Origin of the sequence: Corynebacterium sp. UMB10119B (assembly GCF_030228125.1) — a bacterium.
Classification (GTDB): domain Bacteria; phylum Actinomycetota; class Actinomycetes; order Mycobacteriales; family Mycobacteriaceae; genus Corynebacterium; species Corynebacterium pseudogenitalium.
In genome coordinates, this window is sequence record NZ_JASPBG010000010.1 from 30,666 (window position 1) to 48,948 (window position 18,283).

Sequence of the window (18,283 nt, forward strand, 5' to 3'; positions counted from 1 at the left end):
GACGTTACGTCAGGGTCAAGCTTTGCTCTCGTCGATCTTGGAAAGCAGCTCGTCCGGGCCATACAGCGCGGTGATGTCGGCGGGGATGAAGAAGTCTTCGGTGAAGAACTGACCCTTGGATGCGAACTCCCTGTTCACCCACGCGCCGAATGCATCCACTGGGATGAGTGGTAAGCCGTACTGGCTGGCGGTCAGGTCGTCGGTGATGAGGGCGTCGCAAAGTGAGATGGGGATTTCCGGGCTGTACACGAGGCCGAGCTCGTCGCACAGGAGCGCCATGCGTGCACCGTCGGTGATGTGGATCCCGTTGATGACGATCGATCCGAGGAACGCCACCTGGTGGCCTTCCTCGAGGATGTCCGCGAGGAAGGTCTCGTAGGGCGAACCCGTGTAGTACCTATGCCAGTCCTCAAAATCGGCGAACGAGACGATCGGGATGCCCAGCTCCCTGGCGGTTCTTGCCTTGCGCGACATGGATGCCGGGTCCCACGCTACGAGGACATCGCACGTGGTTGCAGAGACGCTGTCTTCGAAGATGAGTCCGCACGACTCGCAGGCGGTGATGAGCTGCTCTTCGCCGTCGTAGAAGCTGATGGCTTCGCGGCAGCCCGTAAATACCACCCTTATGCCTGGGGAGAGCAGCGCAGCAATATCGATGTTTTGCTCTTCGCCTTCCGGGAGGGACACCTGCGTCAGCCCTGTCATGATGGCGCGTTTGCGCACCTCCTCTTCGGCCCGCTTCGTCCAAACACCGCGAGACATCCCCCAGGAAGAAAGCCGCAGGGCAGTCTGTTGGAGCATGCGTTGGTCGCCGACTTCCACGCCGGAGCCGGAGAAGGCTGCCCAGGCATTATCGGAGTCGGTCGCGCGGGTCTGATCGAGCTTGAGCGGGACAGCGGGTGCCCAAAACGGCTGGAAGAGCGCGCCTTCTTGTGTATCGGATGCGTCGGGTACCGGCCGCACGTAGGGGATCTCGACGTCCCCCGAGAGGAAATCGAGCGCCATGGAGTGCGCGCGTTCGATGACGTCGCTGCCCTCAACAACGATGTCGAGTGCTTCGGCGTCGATGCCGTCGCCGAGTTCCATGTCGAGGCCCCGGGCCTGGTAGCGGCCGGCGTCCTGGGCCATCTCTAAGCGATCGCCGACGACAATGCCACCCGCAGCCTGCCGTAGCAGCAGCGGCCAAAAGTCCTCGAGCTGCGGCGCGATAGCAACCCCACCCGGAGGAACCTCGTTGTCGAGTCCGAACTGCCCCAAGTCAGACATCGGGTTGAGCCACGTGCCGAAGTCCGCAACGATCTGGCCACGCTCCACAACCACCGCGTGAACGCGAACGACGTGGTAGCTGACGTTAAAACTGACACCGTCAAAGGAGAGGAACACATAACGTTCGGGATCCGGCTCTGGCTCTTGCACCATCGATCCCAGCGGTGAGTCGGACCCAGCCAATTCTCCCGCAGCGATGAGCTGCACGCCCCCAAACGGTTCGTTATTCTTTCGCACGCGCTGCAGGGCCACGCTCATCATCAACAGGAGCTCGGTGTTGAGGTTGTGGGCGTCGTCGATAACTAATGCCTCAACCAAGCTAAGTAGCATCTCTGCGCCGCTGATGTCCCAGGAACCGCCGGGTAGGACATCGCCGAGCGTCATGAAGGGGTCGAAGTTGAATGCAGAGTCGATCGTCATCCCGCTGATACCGTCCGCAGCGCCCCCCAACAGCGCGACGGGTAGCACCCGTTTACGCAGGTTTTCCGGTAGCGCGTCATTCGCTTCCATGAACGTGCGCAGCAGCGTGGACTTGCCGGTGCCGGGCGCCCCGTCGATCACAACGCTCTCGCCGTTGAGCATCGACGTGAGCGCATGCTCGAAGTCCTGCGGCATCGAAATCGCCATGACCTGCACCTTTCACATCAACTATCACTTGTTGACTTCATTGAAGCATGCAGCCCCGACATTGCACGGGCAGTGTTCGAACGGAGGTTCGCGGTGTCGAAAGATAGCCGAAACACAGGAGCCCCGGGTGCATGCTTTCGCAGAGGCGCCTCGGGGCGTTCGGGGGCATTCTACCAAGTAATCATGGATAAGTGGATACGCATATCCAATTGACGGAGTGTTGCGGGGCTATCTTTTGGCTCTTGGCCTGGTCAGAGTACGGTTAAACATCGCACAGGAAGGAACGTGAAAGCCCTATGTCAGCATTCTTGATTGAGTACCATCGCAAAACGGGATCTGTGCGATGTAAGCAGTTTGACTCACTGTCTGAAGCTACACGTGAGCGACTGTACTTGGATCGATTCAATACTGATCCTGATGTTGAAATTGTGGCGGTTGCTAGTGCCAGTGAGGAAAATCTCCGCCAGTCCCACTCCCGATACTTTTCCGGTGTCTAGTAGATACGTCTCGCAGCTAGTAATGTAATCGACGCGACGACAAAATATCCCCTCCACCCAGTATTTTTCTTGGATGGAGGGCTTTCTCATGCCCCAGAAGTCGACGGCTCACCCCATGTGCATCAAAGTTGTGTGGGAGGGGTTCCTTCGTTTATGTCCGGTCAAAGCCCCTGCCTCACAACCCCTCGACAGCCCCGAGGAACCCCGCGATGATCTCGCGGTACGTACCGTGCAGGTCTACGGTGGCGAAGCGGAACGGGTGGCCCTGGATCACGACAGTTTCGTTCACCGCCTTGCCGATGACCGGGTGCAACAGCACACCCCGGGTGTGTGGCCCGAAGCCTGGGTTGGCCTGCTGACTCATCACGTAGGAGTAAATCTGATACAGGTAGCCCGAGCGGAACTTGCCGGCGTGGTATTGGGTGGGCTGCAGGATCTCGTTGAACTTGGTGTCGAGGATGATTGGGGGCGCGCCCGGCGGGCGCAGGATGATGTCGGTGATCATGCCGGGCAACAGGGTAGTGCCTTCGCCGCCAGTGGAAGAAAGGTCCCACCGAAGATGTTTGCCGCCCTTGATATCCCAGGTTGGGAGGTTGGCGGTGTAGGCGCCGAGGGCGGCAGCCTCGAAGAGGAGGCGCATCTGGGGGTCGCTAATGTCGGAAGATAACGTGCGCAGCGATCCCGCTTGGGTGGTCGGCACCGCGAGGTCGTGGATGAGTTTCGCGGCGGCGATCATGCGCAGGTCGGCCGAGGCGTTGCGGTCGTGCTCGAGGGCGGCGACGAACCGCCCGGCAGGCTTCTGACCGCCAACACCGGCGGCGCCGAACTGATCGGCAAGGTGGTGGCAGCGGGGGTCGGCGCCGGGGAAACGGGTCGCACGAATGAGCGCGGAGCGGACCAGCCTGTTGGTCGGAGTATCGAGGGAGACCTCGTCGAAGTGGCAGCGGATGCGGCCACGTGTGAGGAGCTGGTCGCGCGCGGTGCCAAGCAGGTCGATCTTGCCTCGTACACGGCGGATGTCCGAGGTGTGGCGCTCGAATCCGATGCGCAGTCCGTTGCGGAGGCGGTGTTGGGCGGCGTCGGCAAGGATGGTTGAGACCAGCTCAATAACATCCTTATCGACGAGCTCCGCGCCGGACAACGCGATCCCACCATCGCGGTACAACTTCGACGCCAGCAGCTGTAGCAGCCAGACGTTGCGGACAGGGATGGGCGTCACGCTTGCGTGCTTCCCGTGTGCAGTGCAGCCGTAAGCTGGGACTCCGCCTTCGCTACTTTGTCGCGATCATCAAACCAGTATTCCTCGAGTAGTGGCAGGATCTCGGTGTCGGTGACTACCTGCAGCCAGGCGCGGGTTTTCGCGGGGGCGTCCACGTTGGCTTGGGTGTCGATGCGTTCGGTGGGCACGACGTAGCTGTGGCCGATTTGGTACTCGGGGCCCAGCAGCTGGTCGTCGTGGATGTCCTGGTTCAGGTCGGCGAGGGCAGCGCGGTAGGCGTCGGCGATACTCGCGTCGTAGCCGAGCTGCGTGACGTACTCCAACCAGCGGTTGTTGATCTGGGGGTAGAGGTTGGTGAAGGCGAAGCGGCGTCGAAAAGCCATGTCGACGAGTGCGAGCGAGCGATCCGCGAGGTTCATCGTGCCGATGATGTAGAGATTCGGCGGGAGGTAGAACTGCTCGTCGGTCCGCGGGTAGATGAGCTGCATTGCGGCGGCCGGGACACGCTTAGTGTTCTCCATGAGGGTGAGCATCTCGCCGAAGATCTGGGCGGGGTTGCCGCGGTTGATCTCCTCGATGATCATGACATAGCGGGTGTCCTGGTCTGCGCGGGCCCGTTCGGCGAGGGTGAGGAGGGGGCCGTCGATAAGCTCGAGGCTGCCGGTCGGCGATGGGCGGTACCCGCGGACGAAATCCTCGTAGCTCATGGAGGGGTGGAACTGCATGACCGTGAGCGAATCCGTGTTTTTCTCCCCGATGAGCGCGTACGCGAGGCGGCGGGCGAGCCAGGTTTTGCCCGTGCCGGGAGGGCCCTGGAGGATGAGATTTTTCTTCGCTTCGAGGCTGTGCAGCATGCTGGTCAGCTGGGCTTCTTCGAGGAAGCAGCCGTCGTCGATGATTTGGCTGACGTCGTAGCTGTTGTCGGTGGACTCGGCAGCGGGCTCGTCCTCGATGATGGTGGCTGGCTCCACGCGGTGCACGAACGCCTCGTGGGAAAGCTCTACGATGGTGCTTGGGCTTTCGGCACTCTCGCTGATCCAGTCAGTGACGCTGTCGAGCGTTGCGACGTACTCATCGCCAGTCATTGCGCGGTTGAGATTGAGCGTTTCTGGGTTGGGGTACTGTTCGTTGAGGTAGCGCACATTCTGCGAATCGACGGCCACGAACTTTCGTGGGCGAAGGTAGAACAGTCCCATCGTGGTTTTGACGACGGAGTTGCGCCGGGCCGCATCAAACGTAGCGACGAAAGCCTCTTCGTCCGCGTCTGTCCCCGAGTCCGCGTAGCGGACAGCCGCCTCGGCGAGATCCCACAACTGCTCCACGTTGCTTTCGGAATCATCGGCGTTTTCGGCAGGGAAGTGCATGAACCACGAGTTGAGGTTGTTCAGGAGCGGGACGCCGCTAAACCCGGTCGGCGCCGGGGCCTCGATGCCAAAGACCTGCTTGTATGCCTCCGCGATGCGGAGGCGGTTCGCGTCGATGATGCTCCGATTGAACGGGGCGAAGACCGTAAACGGATCAATATCGCGGACCCGAGTGCCGTCGCTGTAGCGCTCGTTGGAGGGAAGTAGGAACTTGAACAGGTCGGGCTTGCCGCTGACCGTCCCGCACTCCAGCACTTTATCCAGCAGTTCAGTGCGGCTAGTTCTGTACGTGAGCACGGTATTGGCGAGTTCTTCGTAGAACGGCACCCAATCAAACACTGGTTGCTTGGTCGCAGGGTTGACGCCTCTGAGCAGATCAAGGATTTCCTGTCTACCGTTTCGAACCTCGAAGAAGGACATCCCAGACCCGAGCGTGTTCAGCGTTGACTGGGACAGGTTGGCACGCGGGATGTCGATGTGCTTCCACTCCACGGGCAACCGGTGCGGCGCTGTCTGGCCCTGTTCCTCGAAGTAGTACGGCCCGGTAACCACGCCGATGCTCAGCGTTTTGTTTTCCCGGTTGCTCAGTACAACCACGTCACCGACCCGTGCTTGGCGAGAAAAGCGGTAGAGCACCCCGATGACCTGGCCACTTTCGAAGGCAGTCTTGTCGGGGAACCATTCACTGTAGGCGTCCCTGAGCGCGTCTTTGGAGGCGAAGCTTCGCAGGTCAACCGGAAATCTGTAACTGACGCCGACGCAGCCATATGCAATCGGATCAAAATCCGTCTTGTTATTGTGGGCTCCCCACACGTGCTGGGCCATAGCTCTCCTTCGACGTCCGCTGAAGCGTGTTGCCTTTACATTAGCGGGCCGGGCGCCCCGGGTGCGGGGTGCAAGGTTCCGGTCGACCTGCTCGCGTCGACCAACCCTGGTCAGTACGAAATCGGCAAAATCGCACCAAAAAGGCCCAAAACGTCGTGACCTGCGTTGGTCGACCGGAAGAGGTCGACGGGAACGGAAGCGACGGGAACGAACGCCCCAGAAACGCCTCAAAATCTGCCCGGAAACCTTTACTCCAAACCATATATTGAACTAAGGTAAGGCACGCCTAATATTTCTACGAGGAGGGTGAACCTTATGAAGAAGTCCCAACGCAGGACCTACGCCACGCTGCCAGCGCTGCCAGTGCTGCCCGCGGTTGCGCTCGCGGCAAGTCTCGCCGTCGCGCCGCTGGCCGTCCCTGCCCAAGCACAGGAGGCTGGCACCACGGCCGTCGCGCCCGTCGCAGCAGCTCAGCCAGCTGGGTCAACACCGCTTGTCGACGCCCAATCCCAAACCCTGGAGTGGGAACTGAGCAAACGCGCCCTGCTGTGGGACGCCGCCGTGGAAGGGGAGGGAGTCTCCGTCGTTCCGGTTGACGAGTCCGAGCCGAACAATGGGAGCCTGAAACTGACCAAGGCGACCGGCTGGGTGAACGAGGACACCAAGGCGCTGTCGGTGCAGTGGACTGGTCAGGTGACCTACACGATTAACGGGGCGCAAACGATCTCTTTCAAGGACTTCGCGCTCGAGGTCGATGTGGAGGGCGCCGGTAAGATTACGGCGGTCGTGAGCTCGGCGGACCCGAACCAGGCAGTGAATAATAAGGAAGCGAAGCGGGTCACCGTCGCGACGTTCAAGGGTGCCAACGTTGCCGTCGAGGGAAAGACGGTGACGGTGGGGGCGACGCCGGAGTACGAAGGGGTCGTCTATAAGCGGGACGAGGACATTTCCTACCCAGATGCGTGGCCGACTGAGCTGGTCAACAACGTGACGGACTCGGTGCGGTCGTGGTTCTACAACTCGGGGAGCAGGTGGGAGGATCAGAAGAAGCCGTCGCCGTTTGCTGTGACGCTGGAGCTCGGCGAGAAGCCCGAGAAGCCCGCCGAACCGGAACCGGCACCAGCGCCAGGACAGCAGCCAGAAAGCGGCATCCGCGACGCCTCTATTAACCGTGACGGCCACCTGATCCTGACCTTCACCAACGGCACAACCAAGGACCTCGGCAAAGTGGTGGGGAAGGACGGCAAGGACGGCCGCAACGGCGCTGATGGCAAGGACGGTCACGATGGTCGTGACGGCCGCGACGCGCCTGCTGGTCGGGACGGTAAGGATGGACGCGACGGTGCCGTAGGCAAAGACGGCACCCCAGGCAAGGACGGCGCCGCAGGCACAAATGGCAACAACGGCAAGGACGGTCGCGGTATCGCGTCGGTGAAGACGGATAAGGACGGCAAGCTCGTCGTGACGCTGACGGATGGGACGGTGCTGCCGCCTGTCGAGATGCCGTCGGCGCAGCAGCAGGGCATGGCCCCGGAGTCGATTGTGGCGATTGTGCTGGGGGTCATCGCCACGCTGCTGGGTGGGTTCGCCGCGTTGCATACGCTCGCGGCGAGCATCCTGCCGAAGATCTAACGCTGCAGGTGCTTCAGTAGCGCCGCGATCACGGGGGATTGGGTAGCCAGGCCAGCAACGACGGCGAGTAGGGCCACCCCGCCCGCGATCAGCACCGCGCCCCAAGCCGGGAACTTGGTAGGGGCAGCAGGGGCAGTGGGCTCGGCAGGCACGGTAGGCGCTGCAGGCACGGTAGGCGCTGCGGTCGTCGAAGTCGGGGTGGTCGGAGTGGTCGTCGGCGCCTCCTTCGCCTCTGCGACTTCGACCTGCACCGGGTTGGTCGGCATGGTGAAGCGCAGCGCCTGCGTCGCGGGGTCGACTGTGTAGTCCTTCACCCCGGTCACGGACCACTTCGGCTTCGTGTTCAGGGGGTTCGTCAGGGTGACGTTGGTGCCGGGCGCCACGTACTCGCCGTACTCATGCGCGATGCCGGCCGCGTACAGTCGCTGGCTGATCGGCTTATCGACGTCCCCTACGACAAAGCGCGTCGACACCCCGAAGTCTGTGGTGACGAACTTGCCGTTGACCCATCGGCTGGCGTTGACGGAGGCTTGGTAGACGCCGGGGTCGGCGTCGTCGAACTTGGCGGTGCGGGCGTTCGGGTCGGAAAGGTCGAGGCTGCGTAGTGTTTTGGTGCTGGTGCAGTGTTCGACGCATTCGATTTGAGTGCGCCACGCGGTGCCGGGGACAGACTCGGGGTAGTCCCATGCGACGGTGACGTTGCGCTGCTGGTCGATCTCGCCGCGGACGTTGGATGGCGTCGCTACGTGGTCCGTTGTTACCGACGGCACCTTGAACGTGACGCCGCGGTCGAAGTAGCGCTCGCTGAGCGCCAGGGCGTGCGCCGCCATGATCCCGACCGTGTATGTTTGTCCAGGTTGCAGCGTGTTTGCCTCCACGAGCAGGTCGAGATCCAGCTTCCCGCCGTTTTCTTCCATCACGGCGGCGGGGATCCAGCGTGCGACGAGCGCGTCGCCGTCGCCGGTCATGGTGGAGCAGTGGTTGAGGCGCCACACCCGCGTCGGCGTGAGCACCACGTAAACGCCGTTGGACGCCCCGGGCGTCGACGCCGGGTTGATCCCCGACCCTTTCAGCTTGAACGTGATGTCTTTGGTTGGGTCGATGGTGTCGGGGCCGGTGACGTCGAACTGCACGCCGAGGTCCGGGTGTCGCGTGTCGAGTTCGCCGGTGCAGCCGGGTGCGGTGGCGGCGTCGATAGTTGGGAAGGCGTGCGCGACCGCGATGTTAGTGCTGAGCAGCGCGAATAGGGCAGCGCCCGTTGCGACGCGACGCCGTGTGGATACGTTCAAGGTGAGACTCCCCTCATTAGATAACTTAGGTTAGCCTTATCTTAAATGTCTATCGCTATTGTGTGCAACGGCTGGCACGCTTTTTGATACTGCGAGACTGTGTCTGGCCAAGTCGTCCCGGGGGACACGACCCGAATTACGGAGGACATGATAACGAAAGCTCCGAAAATGTGTTCACGTTGTCCTTCTGGAAGCGAGGAGAACTTGCGATTTGTTGCGAAACGGTTGTAGCTGGTTTGATCTTGCAGCTTGGCGAAGTATATTCCCCGATTGCAATAAGAAATCCAGCCCACACTCTGAGCTTGGCTCGGAGGCGGGCTGAACGATTGACATGAATCCTAGCGTTCGTGAGGTTAGTTCCACAAGCATGAAAACTCGTTTGTATCAATTTGCTAGCTGTAGCTACCCAGAGATGTTTGTCGGGCTCCTCCGCTAAGGTAAAAACTACGTAACTAGCGGGAGGTGAGTGATGGCTGTTCGAGTCGACATTGCAGAGCCGACGCTGCGCTGGGCGCTGCAGCGTACTGGCAGCACGGTGGAAGAACTTGCCCAAAGAAGTGATTTCCGGTTGGTCCGGCAATGGCTGGAAGGCAAGGTGTCGCCGACGCTGCGTCAGGCTGAGCACTTGGCATCGCTCGCATGTATCCCGTTTGGTTACTTGCTTCTCGACGGCCCCACGGACGATCAGCCGGATTTCCCAGATTTTCGCACCGTGGATAGTAAGAAAGTAACTGAGTTCAGCCCAGCGTTGAAGGAGACGATTTATACCTGTGAGCGCCGCTTGAGCTGGTATGCAGAATTTGCGCGCGCGGAAGGAATTGATCCTCCAAATTTCGGTGGTGCCTGGACACTGCGTGATAGCCCGGACGATGCGGTGTGTGCATTGTTACCCCAGCTTGCCGATGTCGGATGGAGGCCGGGTAAAGCGCCCACTGGTCGGGAGAATGTGCTGGAATTAGCGGATGCAATTGAGCACTGCGGTGTCTTAGTGATGCGAAACTCCGTACTTGGAAATAACAACCACCGCAAACTCGACATCGACGAGTTTCGAGCTTTCACACTGTTTGATGGTCCCTATCCCTTGATCTTCGTTAACGGCAGTGATTACAAAGTTGGGCAGTACTTCAGCCTTGCTCACGAGCTAGGCCACGTACTGCTCGCTGCAGAAGGTCTCACAGGTGCCATGAATGATCATCACGATGTGGAGCGATGGTGTAACAGGTTTGCAGCTGCCCTGCTTCTGCCACAGCATGCGTTGTTGCAGGAGTGGGACCGTAATCCCGACCTGAATAACATAACTCAGTGGGCATACGATGCGTACCGCGTGAGTGCGGATACGGCGCTGTGGTCACTGGTGGGGCAGCGTCGCCTTGGCAAACCACAAGTGCAGGAATTCCTTCGGCAACGTCCCTCGAACCTCAAGCCTCCAGTTGTTGGCGGAGGCGGCGACTTTTTCGTCACGTTGAAGTCGCGGCTGGGTGGCCGATTTTTGGACACCGTCACCGGGGCATATGTAGACGGTGCAATTTCTGAAGAGGAGGCTTCGCGTCAACTGGGGATTGCCAAGACCGAGACGTTGAAGAATACGGTTACTCGTGCGCAGGGGGTCGCATAGATGTACCTCATCGATACGAATATCGTGATTGGTGCGTTCAATCATCGGCCACGGGACATTTTTGAAACGTACTGGCGGCAGTTCGATTCGTTTTTCTCCAATGGTCAGTTTTATTTTCACCAGACTGTAGAAGATGAGTTGCTGAAACGAGATGACGAAAAGTCACAGTGGCTGAGAAGCTTCGTCCCTACGTCGCAGATTCTCACTGTGACGCAAGAAGAGGTTGACTCCTATCGTGCGGTAACACAATGGGTGCGTGATCGTAAGGATGCTCCCTATGAAGAAAGCGCAATTCGAGAATTTCTGCGCGTTGCAGATTCTTGGATAGTGGCGAGTGCGCATGCCCGAGACTTCACCGTGATTACGAACGAGACCCCGAGTCCGCGAAAACAAACGCGGGTCAAGCTGCCTGACGTTGCCAATGGTTTGGGAGTGCAGTGCATGACAGAGTTTGATTTCTTAAGGCAACAAAGCATTATTTTTTAAAACGGCCAATCCGACCCCACGCCACGCTCTATAACCCTTCGACCGTCCCGAGGAACCCCGCGATGATGTCCCGGTACGTGCCGTGCACACACTAGGAGCGGCCATATCTGGAACTGGGTTAAAGAGGACGGCGAGATCAAGTGGTTTGAGGGCCAGTCATCAGATGGACTAATCAATGTTGACGAACGGTTGAAGAAGTTGAAGGCGGGTTCGCTGACGATGATGCGCACGGACGATTTGACACCTACGGATGAAGTTTTGGCGGTGATTAGCGTTGATTGACGTTGCAGCACGGGCGGTGGAGCGCGCTAGGGAGGCGCTGCCCGAACGCCTGTGGTCTAACCGGGTGGTTGTTTACGGTGACGAGGCGATGGTAATGCCGGAGGAAACAGTGCCCATGGTGGTTGGTGACGCTCCCGCCTGGGTAACCCCTACAGGGGTTGTGGCTTTGCCTTCCAACGCTGATACGTGGCCGGAGTGGTACTGGCAGGTGTGTGAGGACGATTCCGCCTGGGTGACCGTCACGCAACACTGACCGCCACCCTGACTCCGCGATACTCCTCCCCGTTACCACCAAGGCGTGGAACACCACCCAAGCCCCCAATGAGGAGACAAACCACATGTCGGATGAAAACACCACCCCCGCAGACCTCGCACAGCAGGCCGCTGACAAGGCGCAGCAAGCCCAGCACGACACCGAGCAGGGCAACTACACTCAAGCCGGTGAACACCTAGGCGAGGCGCAGGCCAACGAGGCGGACGAAGCCGTAGACCTTGACGCGCTACGTAAGCAGCTCGCCCGATACGAAGCGGAAAACCGCAAGTTGAAGAACGAGAACGGCGACCGCCGAGTGAAGGCGAAGCAGGCGGAAGAACAGGCAGCGACGTTGAAGAAACTCGCGCAGGTACTCGGTTTTGAACCGTCCGACGAAGACTCGGAGGAACAAATCAAGCAGGCCAAGGCCGCCGCGCAGGAACGAGAAGCCGAGCGTGACAAGCTCCAGGCCGAACTCGACCGAATGCGCGAGGACAACACCCTACGCAAGCTGGCGAAGGAAAACGGGGCAGCCCCCGACATGCTTGTGCCGTATCTCCGTGGTGTAGGTGATCTCCCGAAGTGGGGCAGCGACGAGTGGGACAGTAAGGCTGGCGAACTCGTCACCAACACGCTCAACTCATTCCCACAGTTCAAGGCGGGTGGGGTAGCACCCCGCACCAGCGGAACCCCAGCCCCACGAACAACAACGATGGCCGAATCCTCACCGCCGATGACCTCAACCGCCTGTACGCACAGGGCAAGTTTGAGGAAATCAACAAGGCAGTGGAGGAAGGCCGTATCAGCCGCTAACAGTTTCCACTAGGAGGAACACACTATGGCAACTCCACAGTCCCACAAGAACTGGGATCCGGTAATTGGCCCCGTTGTCGCGTCCGCGCTCATGCAGCCGCTCAAGGAGACCTGGGCATTCGCGCAGGAAGGCGTGACGAACCGCGAATTCGAAGGTGAAATCAAGGGCAAGGGTGACGAGGTTGTTGTCTCCAACCTTGGCCGTCCCCACCATCCGTAAGTACGACGAGTCCGAAGACATGATTGTTGAAGATGTCGAGTTCGGAGAGCGTAAGTTCAAGACCGACCAGGGCGACTACTTCAACTTCAAGATTCCGCTGGTATCTTCCGTCCAGTCTGCTCTGGACGTGAAGCCGGAGGCAGTCAGCGAGGCAGAGGAAGGCATGTCCGAGCAGGTCGATACCTACATCGGCAAGCTCATGAAGGACGGAGTGAAGAACTCCAACAAGGTGGGCACCCTCCCGCTCGACATTGAGAAGAAGGACGCGTACAAGACGCTGGTGGCGCTGCGTAAGAAACTCAACGCCACTTCGGTTCCGAAGACTGACCGTTTCGTGATGGTTGGCCCGGAGATGGAATCGGCGTTGCTGTACGACGAGCGCCTGGACAAGGCAGTGAACAACGGCAATCTCTTGAACGGTGAGATTGGTCGCCTGCTCGGGTTCCGCATCATTTCCGCGCCGACGGTGCCGGGCCGTGAGGTGGTCACTGCGGGCCACCCGATGGCTACCCCGTTCGGCTACCAGATCACGGAGGTGGAGGAATCGTCCATGCTGCCGTTCCGTGATCCGCCCGGAGGCGCTGGCGACGGCTGAACAGGATGTGGTGGAGCCGACCACGGCGGGTGCTACCGAGTAGACGCTAGCCCGTAGCAGACAGCGAAGGGGTCAGGGTGTGTGCCTTGGCCCCCTTTACCCATACCTGGATGAAGGGCACACCATGAATAATCCGTATCAGGAAGAACTACTTAACCGTCTCCGTGACCATGAGAACGCGGGGGTGAACGTGAACTGACCCGGCTTATCAACTGGGCTACATCCGCTGTGTTGAAGTACACAGCTGTGCGGGCGCTCACTAAGACGATGATTGAGAAGTGGGTCAGAGTTAAGGCAGCAGGGTGTGTTCGATGCCGTCTAGAATCACATCGATGACGAGGTCGTAGTATTCCTCGGACATCGCTTCTTCTTCATCAGGGTGTGAGAGAGGCTCCAGGTAAGAGTTGACAATACTGGTCAGTCCAACAGATTGAGCCATCATAGGCTCAAGCCTGACAAGCATTTCGTGCAGGTTGTGGCGAGGCTGGATTTGATTGGATGCGCGCAGGTTTCTCGCTCCGATCGTGTGGATGATCGAGTTCGCGATAATTGTGTAGGCCACAGGCGAATTGTCACCAAACCCAGCTTCTTGTAGTTTGGCCCAGGCTCCATCGATCATCGGCAAAAACTGTTCGGTGAACTTGCCCCGCGCGAACCTGTCGGTAATCCCCGGATATGCTAACAATGCGGGGCGTAGATTGTGAGCCATAGCTCGAAACCAGGCTTTCCATTCAAGGTCCGGGTCGGGAACTTCAATCCCGACACATACCCGGTCTACAACAGCATCACAAATGGCTTCCTTGTTTGGAAAATAATGATAAATCACTGAGGGAACCACGCCCAGTTCACGGGCAATGTCCCGTACTGACCATCCCTCAACGCCACTGATCGCGCTTAACTGTACAGCTTGTTTGACAATCAGCTCGCGTGATAGCCCAGCCCTTCGCCCCGTTAGCGCAGTGTTCATAAGGTGACCCTAACTTATTCCTTGACCCTTACTAGAACACCATTCTACAATATCCCTAAGTGAAACAGTGTTCTAGTAATGGAGTGTAGTGATGCCCGACCCTCGTAGTAATAAGCCGACACAGAGCTCTATTGATCCAGGAGCGCAAGCAAACCTGGTAGTGGGAATCGTTTTTCTCGCCTTTATGGGGCAAATGATTCTCAATCCGATCATCGCGCCACTGTCACGACAGATGGGATTGCGGGAATGGCATATTGGCGCCACTATCTCTTTGGCAGCGATTGTACTAGCGAGCTTGAGTGCTTATTGGGGGCGAGCTTCCCAACGTGTCGGCGCTAAACGTGTACTCGCTGCCGGGCTTGTGATCGCGATCATCGCTTTGAGCGCCTTCGGTATTGTCTCCTACCTGGGGATGAACCAGGTAGTTGGCGGTGTCGGACTAGTTTTTGGTGTTGTGATCACTCGTGGTTTGCTCTATGGTGGAGGGATTTCAGCGATCGCCCCGACCGCGCAAGCCCACCTGGTCACGCATGCTGCCAGCGAGAACGGGCGGGTAAAAGCACTGGGCATGATTGGAGCGGCTCAAGGGATGGCCTCCATTGTTGGAGGTGTTACTGGAGGTGTGTTAGCCGCTGCTGGTGGCCTGCTCTTGCCCTTGGTGGTCATGCCCGTTGTGATGGTGATTGGTCTGGTTGTTCTCTTGGTGAGTTTCGCACCTCAAAGCCGAGGGCAACTTTTTGCAAAGCCTCAACGGATTCGCTTCACTGATCCGCGTGTAGCTCCCTGGCTAGCAACTGGTCTGGTGATGTTTCTTGTGTTTTCTTCTGTTGCTACGATTTTTGGATTCACTGTCCAAGACCGCTTCGCCCTGTCGGCAACTGCGACCGCAGGTATTTCCGCGATTTACCTGACCATCATGGGCGTGACCATGATCATTGCCCAAGCGGTGATTGCTCCAAAGACAGGGTGGGGAGCAGCGAAGCTTTTACGTACTGGTCTGGCCATTACACTAGTTGCAACTGTGCTCATTTGGCCTACCTCCTCGCACGCTTTACTGGTTGTCGGGTGTATCGTGCTGGGGGTAGGTATGGGACTGGCGATGCCCGGGTACAACACTGGCCCAACCTTGAAGATGAGTGCAGATGAGCAAGGCGCAGTGGCTGGCATCATCAACGCTAATAATGGGTTGGCGTACGCGATTGCCCCGCTGGCTTCGACCGCCCTTTACGGGTGGAACCCGCTGGCACCCTTCGCCGTCTGTATCGCCTTGATTGCAGTGGTCGTCATCTACGCCCACACCGCACCCGCACTACGCCAATAACTATGAGCGTGCCTGAAGTAGCCGTTCCATCACGTTATCCGCAGGAGTCGGCCCCGAGTAGTCCACCAGCGAGTTGGCTTTGACGACATCGAAAATCTCGTACCAGAGCGTATTCGCCTGCTTGCTAAACGACTGAGACATGGCCACGAATGGGGACGCGATAGCTGTTAGGACCACGGATTTAGTAACGCCCGGGTGAGTATCGAGTAACACCCGGGCGTTGACCATGAGCCGCTACTGCGTATTGGCTTCGAGGCGCATATTCGGACCTTCCAGCGTGATGATCTCAGCGCCAACGACAAGCCGATTCAAAATCGACTCGGCGATGACAGCATCCGGGATGGACTTGTACCACTCATCGGGCGTGAACTGGGAGGTGACAATGGTTGATCCCCGGTGTTCACGCTCAGCAAGAATGTTGAGCAGCTGGTGTGCTGTGGCAGCATCAATCGGCGTTGTTAAGAAGTCATCAAGTACGAGTACGTCTGCCAGGTGGAGATCTTGAAGAAACTCCATGCGTGCTGTGTCATCATGGCGTAGCACCATCAGCTGGTTGGCCAGGGTGTCTGTGCGGAAGAAACGAGCAGAGTAGTCGTTTCTGCACGCAGCGGTAAGGAGTGCTTGGGCCAGGTATGTTTTGCCGACGGATGATTTGCCGAGGATGACAATGCTTTGCGCTTTTTGACACCATTGGCAGTGAGCGAGTCTGGTGATTTGCTCTTTGTTGAGGTTGCGGCCGGGTGCGTAGGTGATGTCTTCGATACACGCATCGAGATTTGGCGATCGGGATGCTTTGAGTAATTTGTTGACTCGTCGTTCACGCTTGGCCGCGACTTCTTTATCGAGCGCGTAGAGCACTTTGTCAGAAAAGCTCCACGAGTCGAAGATGGGATCTGCTGCAATATCAATCACGGTTCGGCCAAAAGCCGTCATACGTAGATCGGTAAAGACAGGCAGGATCGATTCATCAAGAAAGCGCGCTGATGCTGATGCTGATTGTGGCTGTGTCATGACTGTAGAGGTCCTTTCTTCGTGAGGTTTTCCATACTGAACTGGGCAGACCCACCCAGATATGCGCCGCGGGTATCGCGTGCGTGTTCCACCGGTGGTGTTTCAGGCGGTGTTGTGGCTGGCAGATCATGGCCTGTCGGGCGGGTTGATTGGTCTTTGCGTACCGCGGCCATCATGTTTTTCACCGCGGTATACGGCACAGCCCTCCTGGTGCCATCAGGTGCGATCAGGCGTGCACAGGCTTGTTCCAAGATCACCTTATTGGCGTGTTTGCCCATATTCAGTACGTTTCGCCACGACTGATACGCCTGGGCAGGGATTGCCTTTGCGCTGATGAGTTCTTCGATGACGCTCCGGGTTGCGGGCCCGATCTTGGCTGCCTCACGGTAGAAGTACTCACTGGTCCACAACCCTGTGGTATCAGCCATGTTGGCAGGAATATGATCCACATCGGTGACATAGATCCCCCGGGCTTGGGCAAGCCGGTGGGTTGCAACACGCTGCCCGGCATCAAAAACGGTTACTTCATTGCCAGTGATACGCACATCGACAGTCCGGCCGACAAGCTGGTAAGGCACTTAAGTAACGTGCAGTATTGACGGTGATGTGGAAGTTGGGTGCGACTTTCGCACGTTTCCATTCGGTATGCTGCCACGGTGTTGTAGGAAGTTCGCCTAGTACGCCGCGTTCAAACTCGTCAAAGAGCATCCTTCTGCTGGTGTTGTGAATCGGCCTGACTTTTTGAGAGCGGCGTGTTACGCGGCGTGAAGGCCTGCGTGGTTTTCTCGTTGGTAGTTGGTGTAGTGCTTGATCGGCGGGATATGCCCGAGCGAGGAATGCAACCGCTCGTGATTGTACCAGTGGACCCATCCGGCTGTGGCGCGTTCCACCTCCCCCCAGTTCGTCCACGTCTCTGCCTCGAAATCAATGAGTTCAGACTTGTACAGCCCGATCGTTGACTCCATCAGACCGTTGTCGTAGGCGTCGCCGACAGTGCCGATGGACCCGTCTATCTGATGGACGGCAAGCAGACGGCGGAGATGTGTGGGAGTGTACTGTGAGCCCGCCCGAGTGATGGGGCACCCCGGCCGACTCAAAGTACGGGTCCTGGCGCTGGCGTAGTGCCAGTGCCTGTCGCAGCGCACGGATGGCCAAAGATTTCGTGGCTCGGGTGTCCACGACATACGCCAGGATCTCACGGGTGAATACGTCGGTGACAGAAGCCACGTAGCTGAAACCGCAGCTGGTGTGCACATACGTGAAATCCGCGATCCACCACTGATCGGCGGATAGAGGCCGGACGGGCTGAGCAGAGGCACGTTTGGTTTATTGGTGATGTGATTCCAGTAGGTATCTAGGCATTTTGTGTAGCGAGAGTTATTTTGAGTCCCAGGGCTTTCATGATTTTCGTGATAGCCGCAAAGGACGGGTTACCGTCTTTTGATAGTGACTTGTAGAGGGATTCACGGTTGAGTTGAGTCTCTTTAGCGAGCTGGCTCATGCCGTGTGCCCTTGCAATGTCACGCAAAACCACCTGTACGGTTTTCGTATCGCCGTCTTCGAGTGCGATAGCCAGGTAATCGTTCACTGCTTCTTGGCTATCGAGATATTTGCTTGCATCGAACGCTGAAAATGTTACTTCCTTCACGACTGTTCCTCCCTTACCTGTTGTGCGAGCTTTTGAGCGGTTCGAATATCTTTATCCTGGCTGGATTTATCTCCTCCGGCCAGCAGGAAAACCGTTATTGCGCCTAGTCGGGTGTAGTACACCCGATAGCCGGGCCCGAAATGAAATCTCATCTCGCTCACCTTCTCGCCAACGGGTTTGATGTCTCCAATCATTCTTCCGTGTGCTTCGCATCGGGCTATTGCATACAAAATGCGTCGCTGAGCATGTTTGTCTTTTAGCTCACCTAACCAGGCGTCAAACAAGCTGCTGGAAATGATCTCCACACGCCCAAGTGTAGCCTAAAAGCTACATGGTTCAAGTGGGGGATACGC

At 58.3% G+C, this 18,283-nt stretch carries 19 protein-coding genes and 1 pseudogene; 8 read left to right on the top strand and 12 right to left on the bottom strand.

The annotated features are described in order from the left end of the window. Positions 1-15: 15 nt before the first annotated feature. The 3 genes from QP802_RS08320 to QP802_RS08330 form a co-directional block, all read right to left on the bottom strand. On the bottom strand, positions 16-1,893 hold the full coding sequence (locus tag QP802_RS08320) for a hypothetical protein (protein ID WP_284818315.1): 1,878 nt from the start codon (positions 1,891-1,893) through the stop codon (positions 16-18). A 672-nt stretch (positions 1,894-2,565) separates the two neighbouring features. Then, entirely contained in the window at positions 2,566-3,609 is a 1,044-nt protein-coding gene (locus QP802_RS08325) for a 5-methylcytosine restriction system specificity protein McrC (RefSeq protein WP_256059691.1), read from the bottom strand. Next, complete coding sequence (locus QP802_RS08330) at positions 3,606-5,798, bottom strand: AAA family ATPase (protein ID WP_284818319.1); 2,193 nt, start codon at positions 5,796-5,798, stop codon at positions 3,606-3,608. The genes QP802_RS08325 and QP802_RS08330 overlap by 4 nt, the downstream gene beginning before the upstream one ends. 315 nt (positions 5,799-6,113) lie before the next feature. Here QP802_RS08330 and QP802_RS08335 point away from each other — a divergent pair, with 315 nt between their 5' ends. Further along, positions 6,114-7,430 carry an HtaA domain-containing protein gene (locus QP802_RS08335; protein ID WP_284818321.1) on the top strand — a complete coding sequence of 439 codons (1,317 nt, stop codon included), beginning with the start codon at positions 6,114-6,116 and terminating at the stop codon, positions 7,428-7,430. Here QP802_RS08335 and QP802_RS08340 read toward each other — a convergent pair. Continuing rightward, complete coding sequence (locus tag QP802_RS08340) at positions 7,427-8,719, bottom strand: hypothetical protein (protein WP_284818322.1); 1,293 nt, start codon at positions 8,717-8,719, stop codon at positions 7,427-7,429. The two genes, QP802_RS08335 and QP802_RS08340, sit on opposite strands and share 4 nt — an antisense overlap. A gap of 469 nt (positions 8,720-9,188) precedes the next feature. Between QP802_RS08340 and QP802_RS08345 the strand changes: the two genes are divergently transcribed. From QP802_RS08345 to QP802_RS08370, 6 genes are all read left to right on the top strand, one after another. Continuing rightward, positions 9,189-10,334 carry an ImmA/IrrE family metallo-endopeptidase gene (locus QP802_RS08345; RefSeq protein ID WP_071569469.1) on the top strand — a complete coding sequence of 382 codons (1,146 nt, stop codon included), beginning with the start codon at positions 9,189-9,191 and terminating at the stop codon, positions 10,332-10,334. Beyond that, the gene (locus QP802_RS08350) at positions 10,335-10,820 is read left to right on the top strand and encodes a DUF4411 family protein (RefSeq protein WP_071569468.1); all 486 of its coding nucleotides are present in this window, start codon (positions 10,335-10,337) and stop codon (positions 10,818-10,820) included. It abuts the gene before it with no gap. A gap of 274 nt (positions 10,821-11,094) precedes the next feature. Next, entirely contained in the window at positions 11,095-11,355 is a 261-nt protein-coding gene (locus QP802_RS08355; protein WP_070465412.1) for a hypothetical protein, read from the top strand. 85 nt (positions 11,356-11,440) lie between these two features. After that, positions 11,441-12,181: a hypothetical protein gene (locus tag QP802_RS08360; protein WP_071566607.1), complete on the top strand. Its 741-nt coding sequence runs from the start codon at positions 11,441-11,443 to the stop codon at positions 12,179-12,181. Positions 12,182-12,193: 12 nt separating this feature from the next. Then, positions 12,194-12,388: a hypothetical protein gene (locus QP802_RS08365; RefSeq protein ID WP_071566606.1), complete on the top strand. Its 195-nt coding sequence runs from the start codon at positions 12,194-12,196 to the stop codon at positions 12,386-12,388. Then, positions 12,351-12,983: a hypothetical protein gene (locus QP802_RS08370; protein WP_284818327.1), complete on the top strand. Its 633-nt coding sequence runs from the start codon at positions 12,351-12,353 to the stop codon at positions 12,981-12,983. Before QP802_RS08365 ends, QP802_RS08370 begins: the two co-directional genes overlap by 38 nt. 289 nt (positions 12,984-13,272) lie before the next feature. Here QP802_RS08370 and QP802_RS08375 read toward each other — a convergent pair whose 3' ends face one another. After that, positions 13,273-13,950, bottom strand: coding sequence for a TetR/AcrR family transcriptional regulator (locus QP802_RS08375; protein WP_071569465.1), 678 nt, complete (start codon positions 13,948-13,950; stop codon positions 13,273-13,275). 91 nt (positions 13,951-14,041) lie between these two features. Here QP802_RS08375 and QP802_RS08380 point away from each other — a divergent pair, with 91 nt between their 5' ends. Next, positions 14,042-15,271, top strand: a complete 1,230-nt coding sequence (locus QP802_RS08380) for an MFS transporter (RefSeq protein WP_070495012.1) — start codon at positions 14,042-14,044, stop codon at positions 15,269-15,271. Here QP802_RS08380 and QP802_RS08385 read toward each other — a convergent pair whose 3' ends face one another. From QP802_RS08385 to QP802_RS08410, 7 genes and pseudogenes are all read right to left on the bottom strand, one after another. Further along, a complete protein-coding gene (locus tag QP802_RS08385) occupies positions 15,272-15,412 on the bottom strand; it encodes a hypothetical protein (RefSeq protein ID WP_232745367.1) in 141 nt (46 codons plus the stop codon). A gap of 93 nt (positions 15,413-15,505) precedes the next feature. Beyond that, positions 15,506-16,282 (bottom strand): ATP-binding protein, encoded by a 777-nt coding sequence (locus tag QP802_RS08390; protein WP_284818329.1) that lies wholly within the window; start codon positions 16,280-16,282, stop codon positions 15,506-15,508. Continuing rightward, positions 16,279-16,860, bottom strand: coding sequence for a Mu transposase domain-containing protein (locus tag QP802_RS08395; RefSeq protein WP_284818331.1), 582 nt, complete (start codon positions 16,858-16,860; stop codon positions 16,279-16,281). Before QP802_RS08395 ends, QP802_RS08390 begins: the two co-directional genes overlap by 4 nt. Before the next feature lie 177 nt (positions 16,861-17,037). Further along, the gene (locus QP802_RS08400; RefSeq protein WP_284818333.1) at positions 17,038-17,379 is read right to left on the bottom strand and encodes an integrase core domain-containing protein; all 342 of its coding nucleotides are present in this window, start codon (positions 17,377-17,379) and stop codon (positions 17,038-17,040) included. A gap of 22 nt (positions 17,380-17,401) precedes the next feature. Next, positions 17,402-17,557, bottom strand: a pseudogene (locus QP802_RS11180) (DDE-type integrase/transposase/recombinase); the annotation flags it as partial. A gap of 79 nt (positions 17,558-17,636) precedes the next feature. After that, positions 17,637-17,930 carry an addiction module antidote protein gene (locus QP802_RS08405; RefSeq protein WP_070362126.1) on the bottom strand — a complete coding sequence of 98 codons (294 nt, stop codon included), beginning with the start codon at positions 17,928-17,930 and terminating at the stop codon, positions 17,637-17,639. Then, positions 17,927-18,235, bottom strand: a complete 309-nt coding sequence (locus QP802_RS08410) for a type II toxin-antitoxin system RelE/ParE family toxin (RefSeq protein WP_070482101.1) — start codon at positions 18,233-18,235, stop codon at positions 17,927-17,929. Before QP802_RS08410 ends, QP802_RS08405 begins: the two co-directional genes overlap by 4 nt. Positions 18,236-18,283 lie beyond the last annotated feature (48 nt).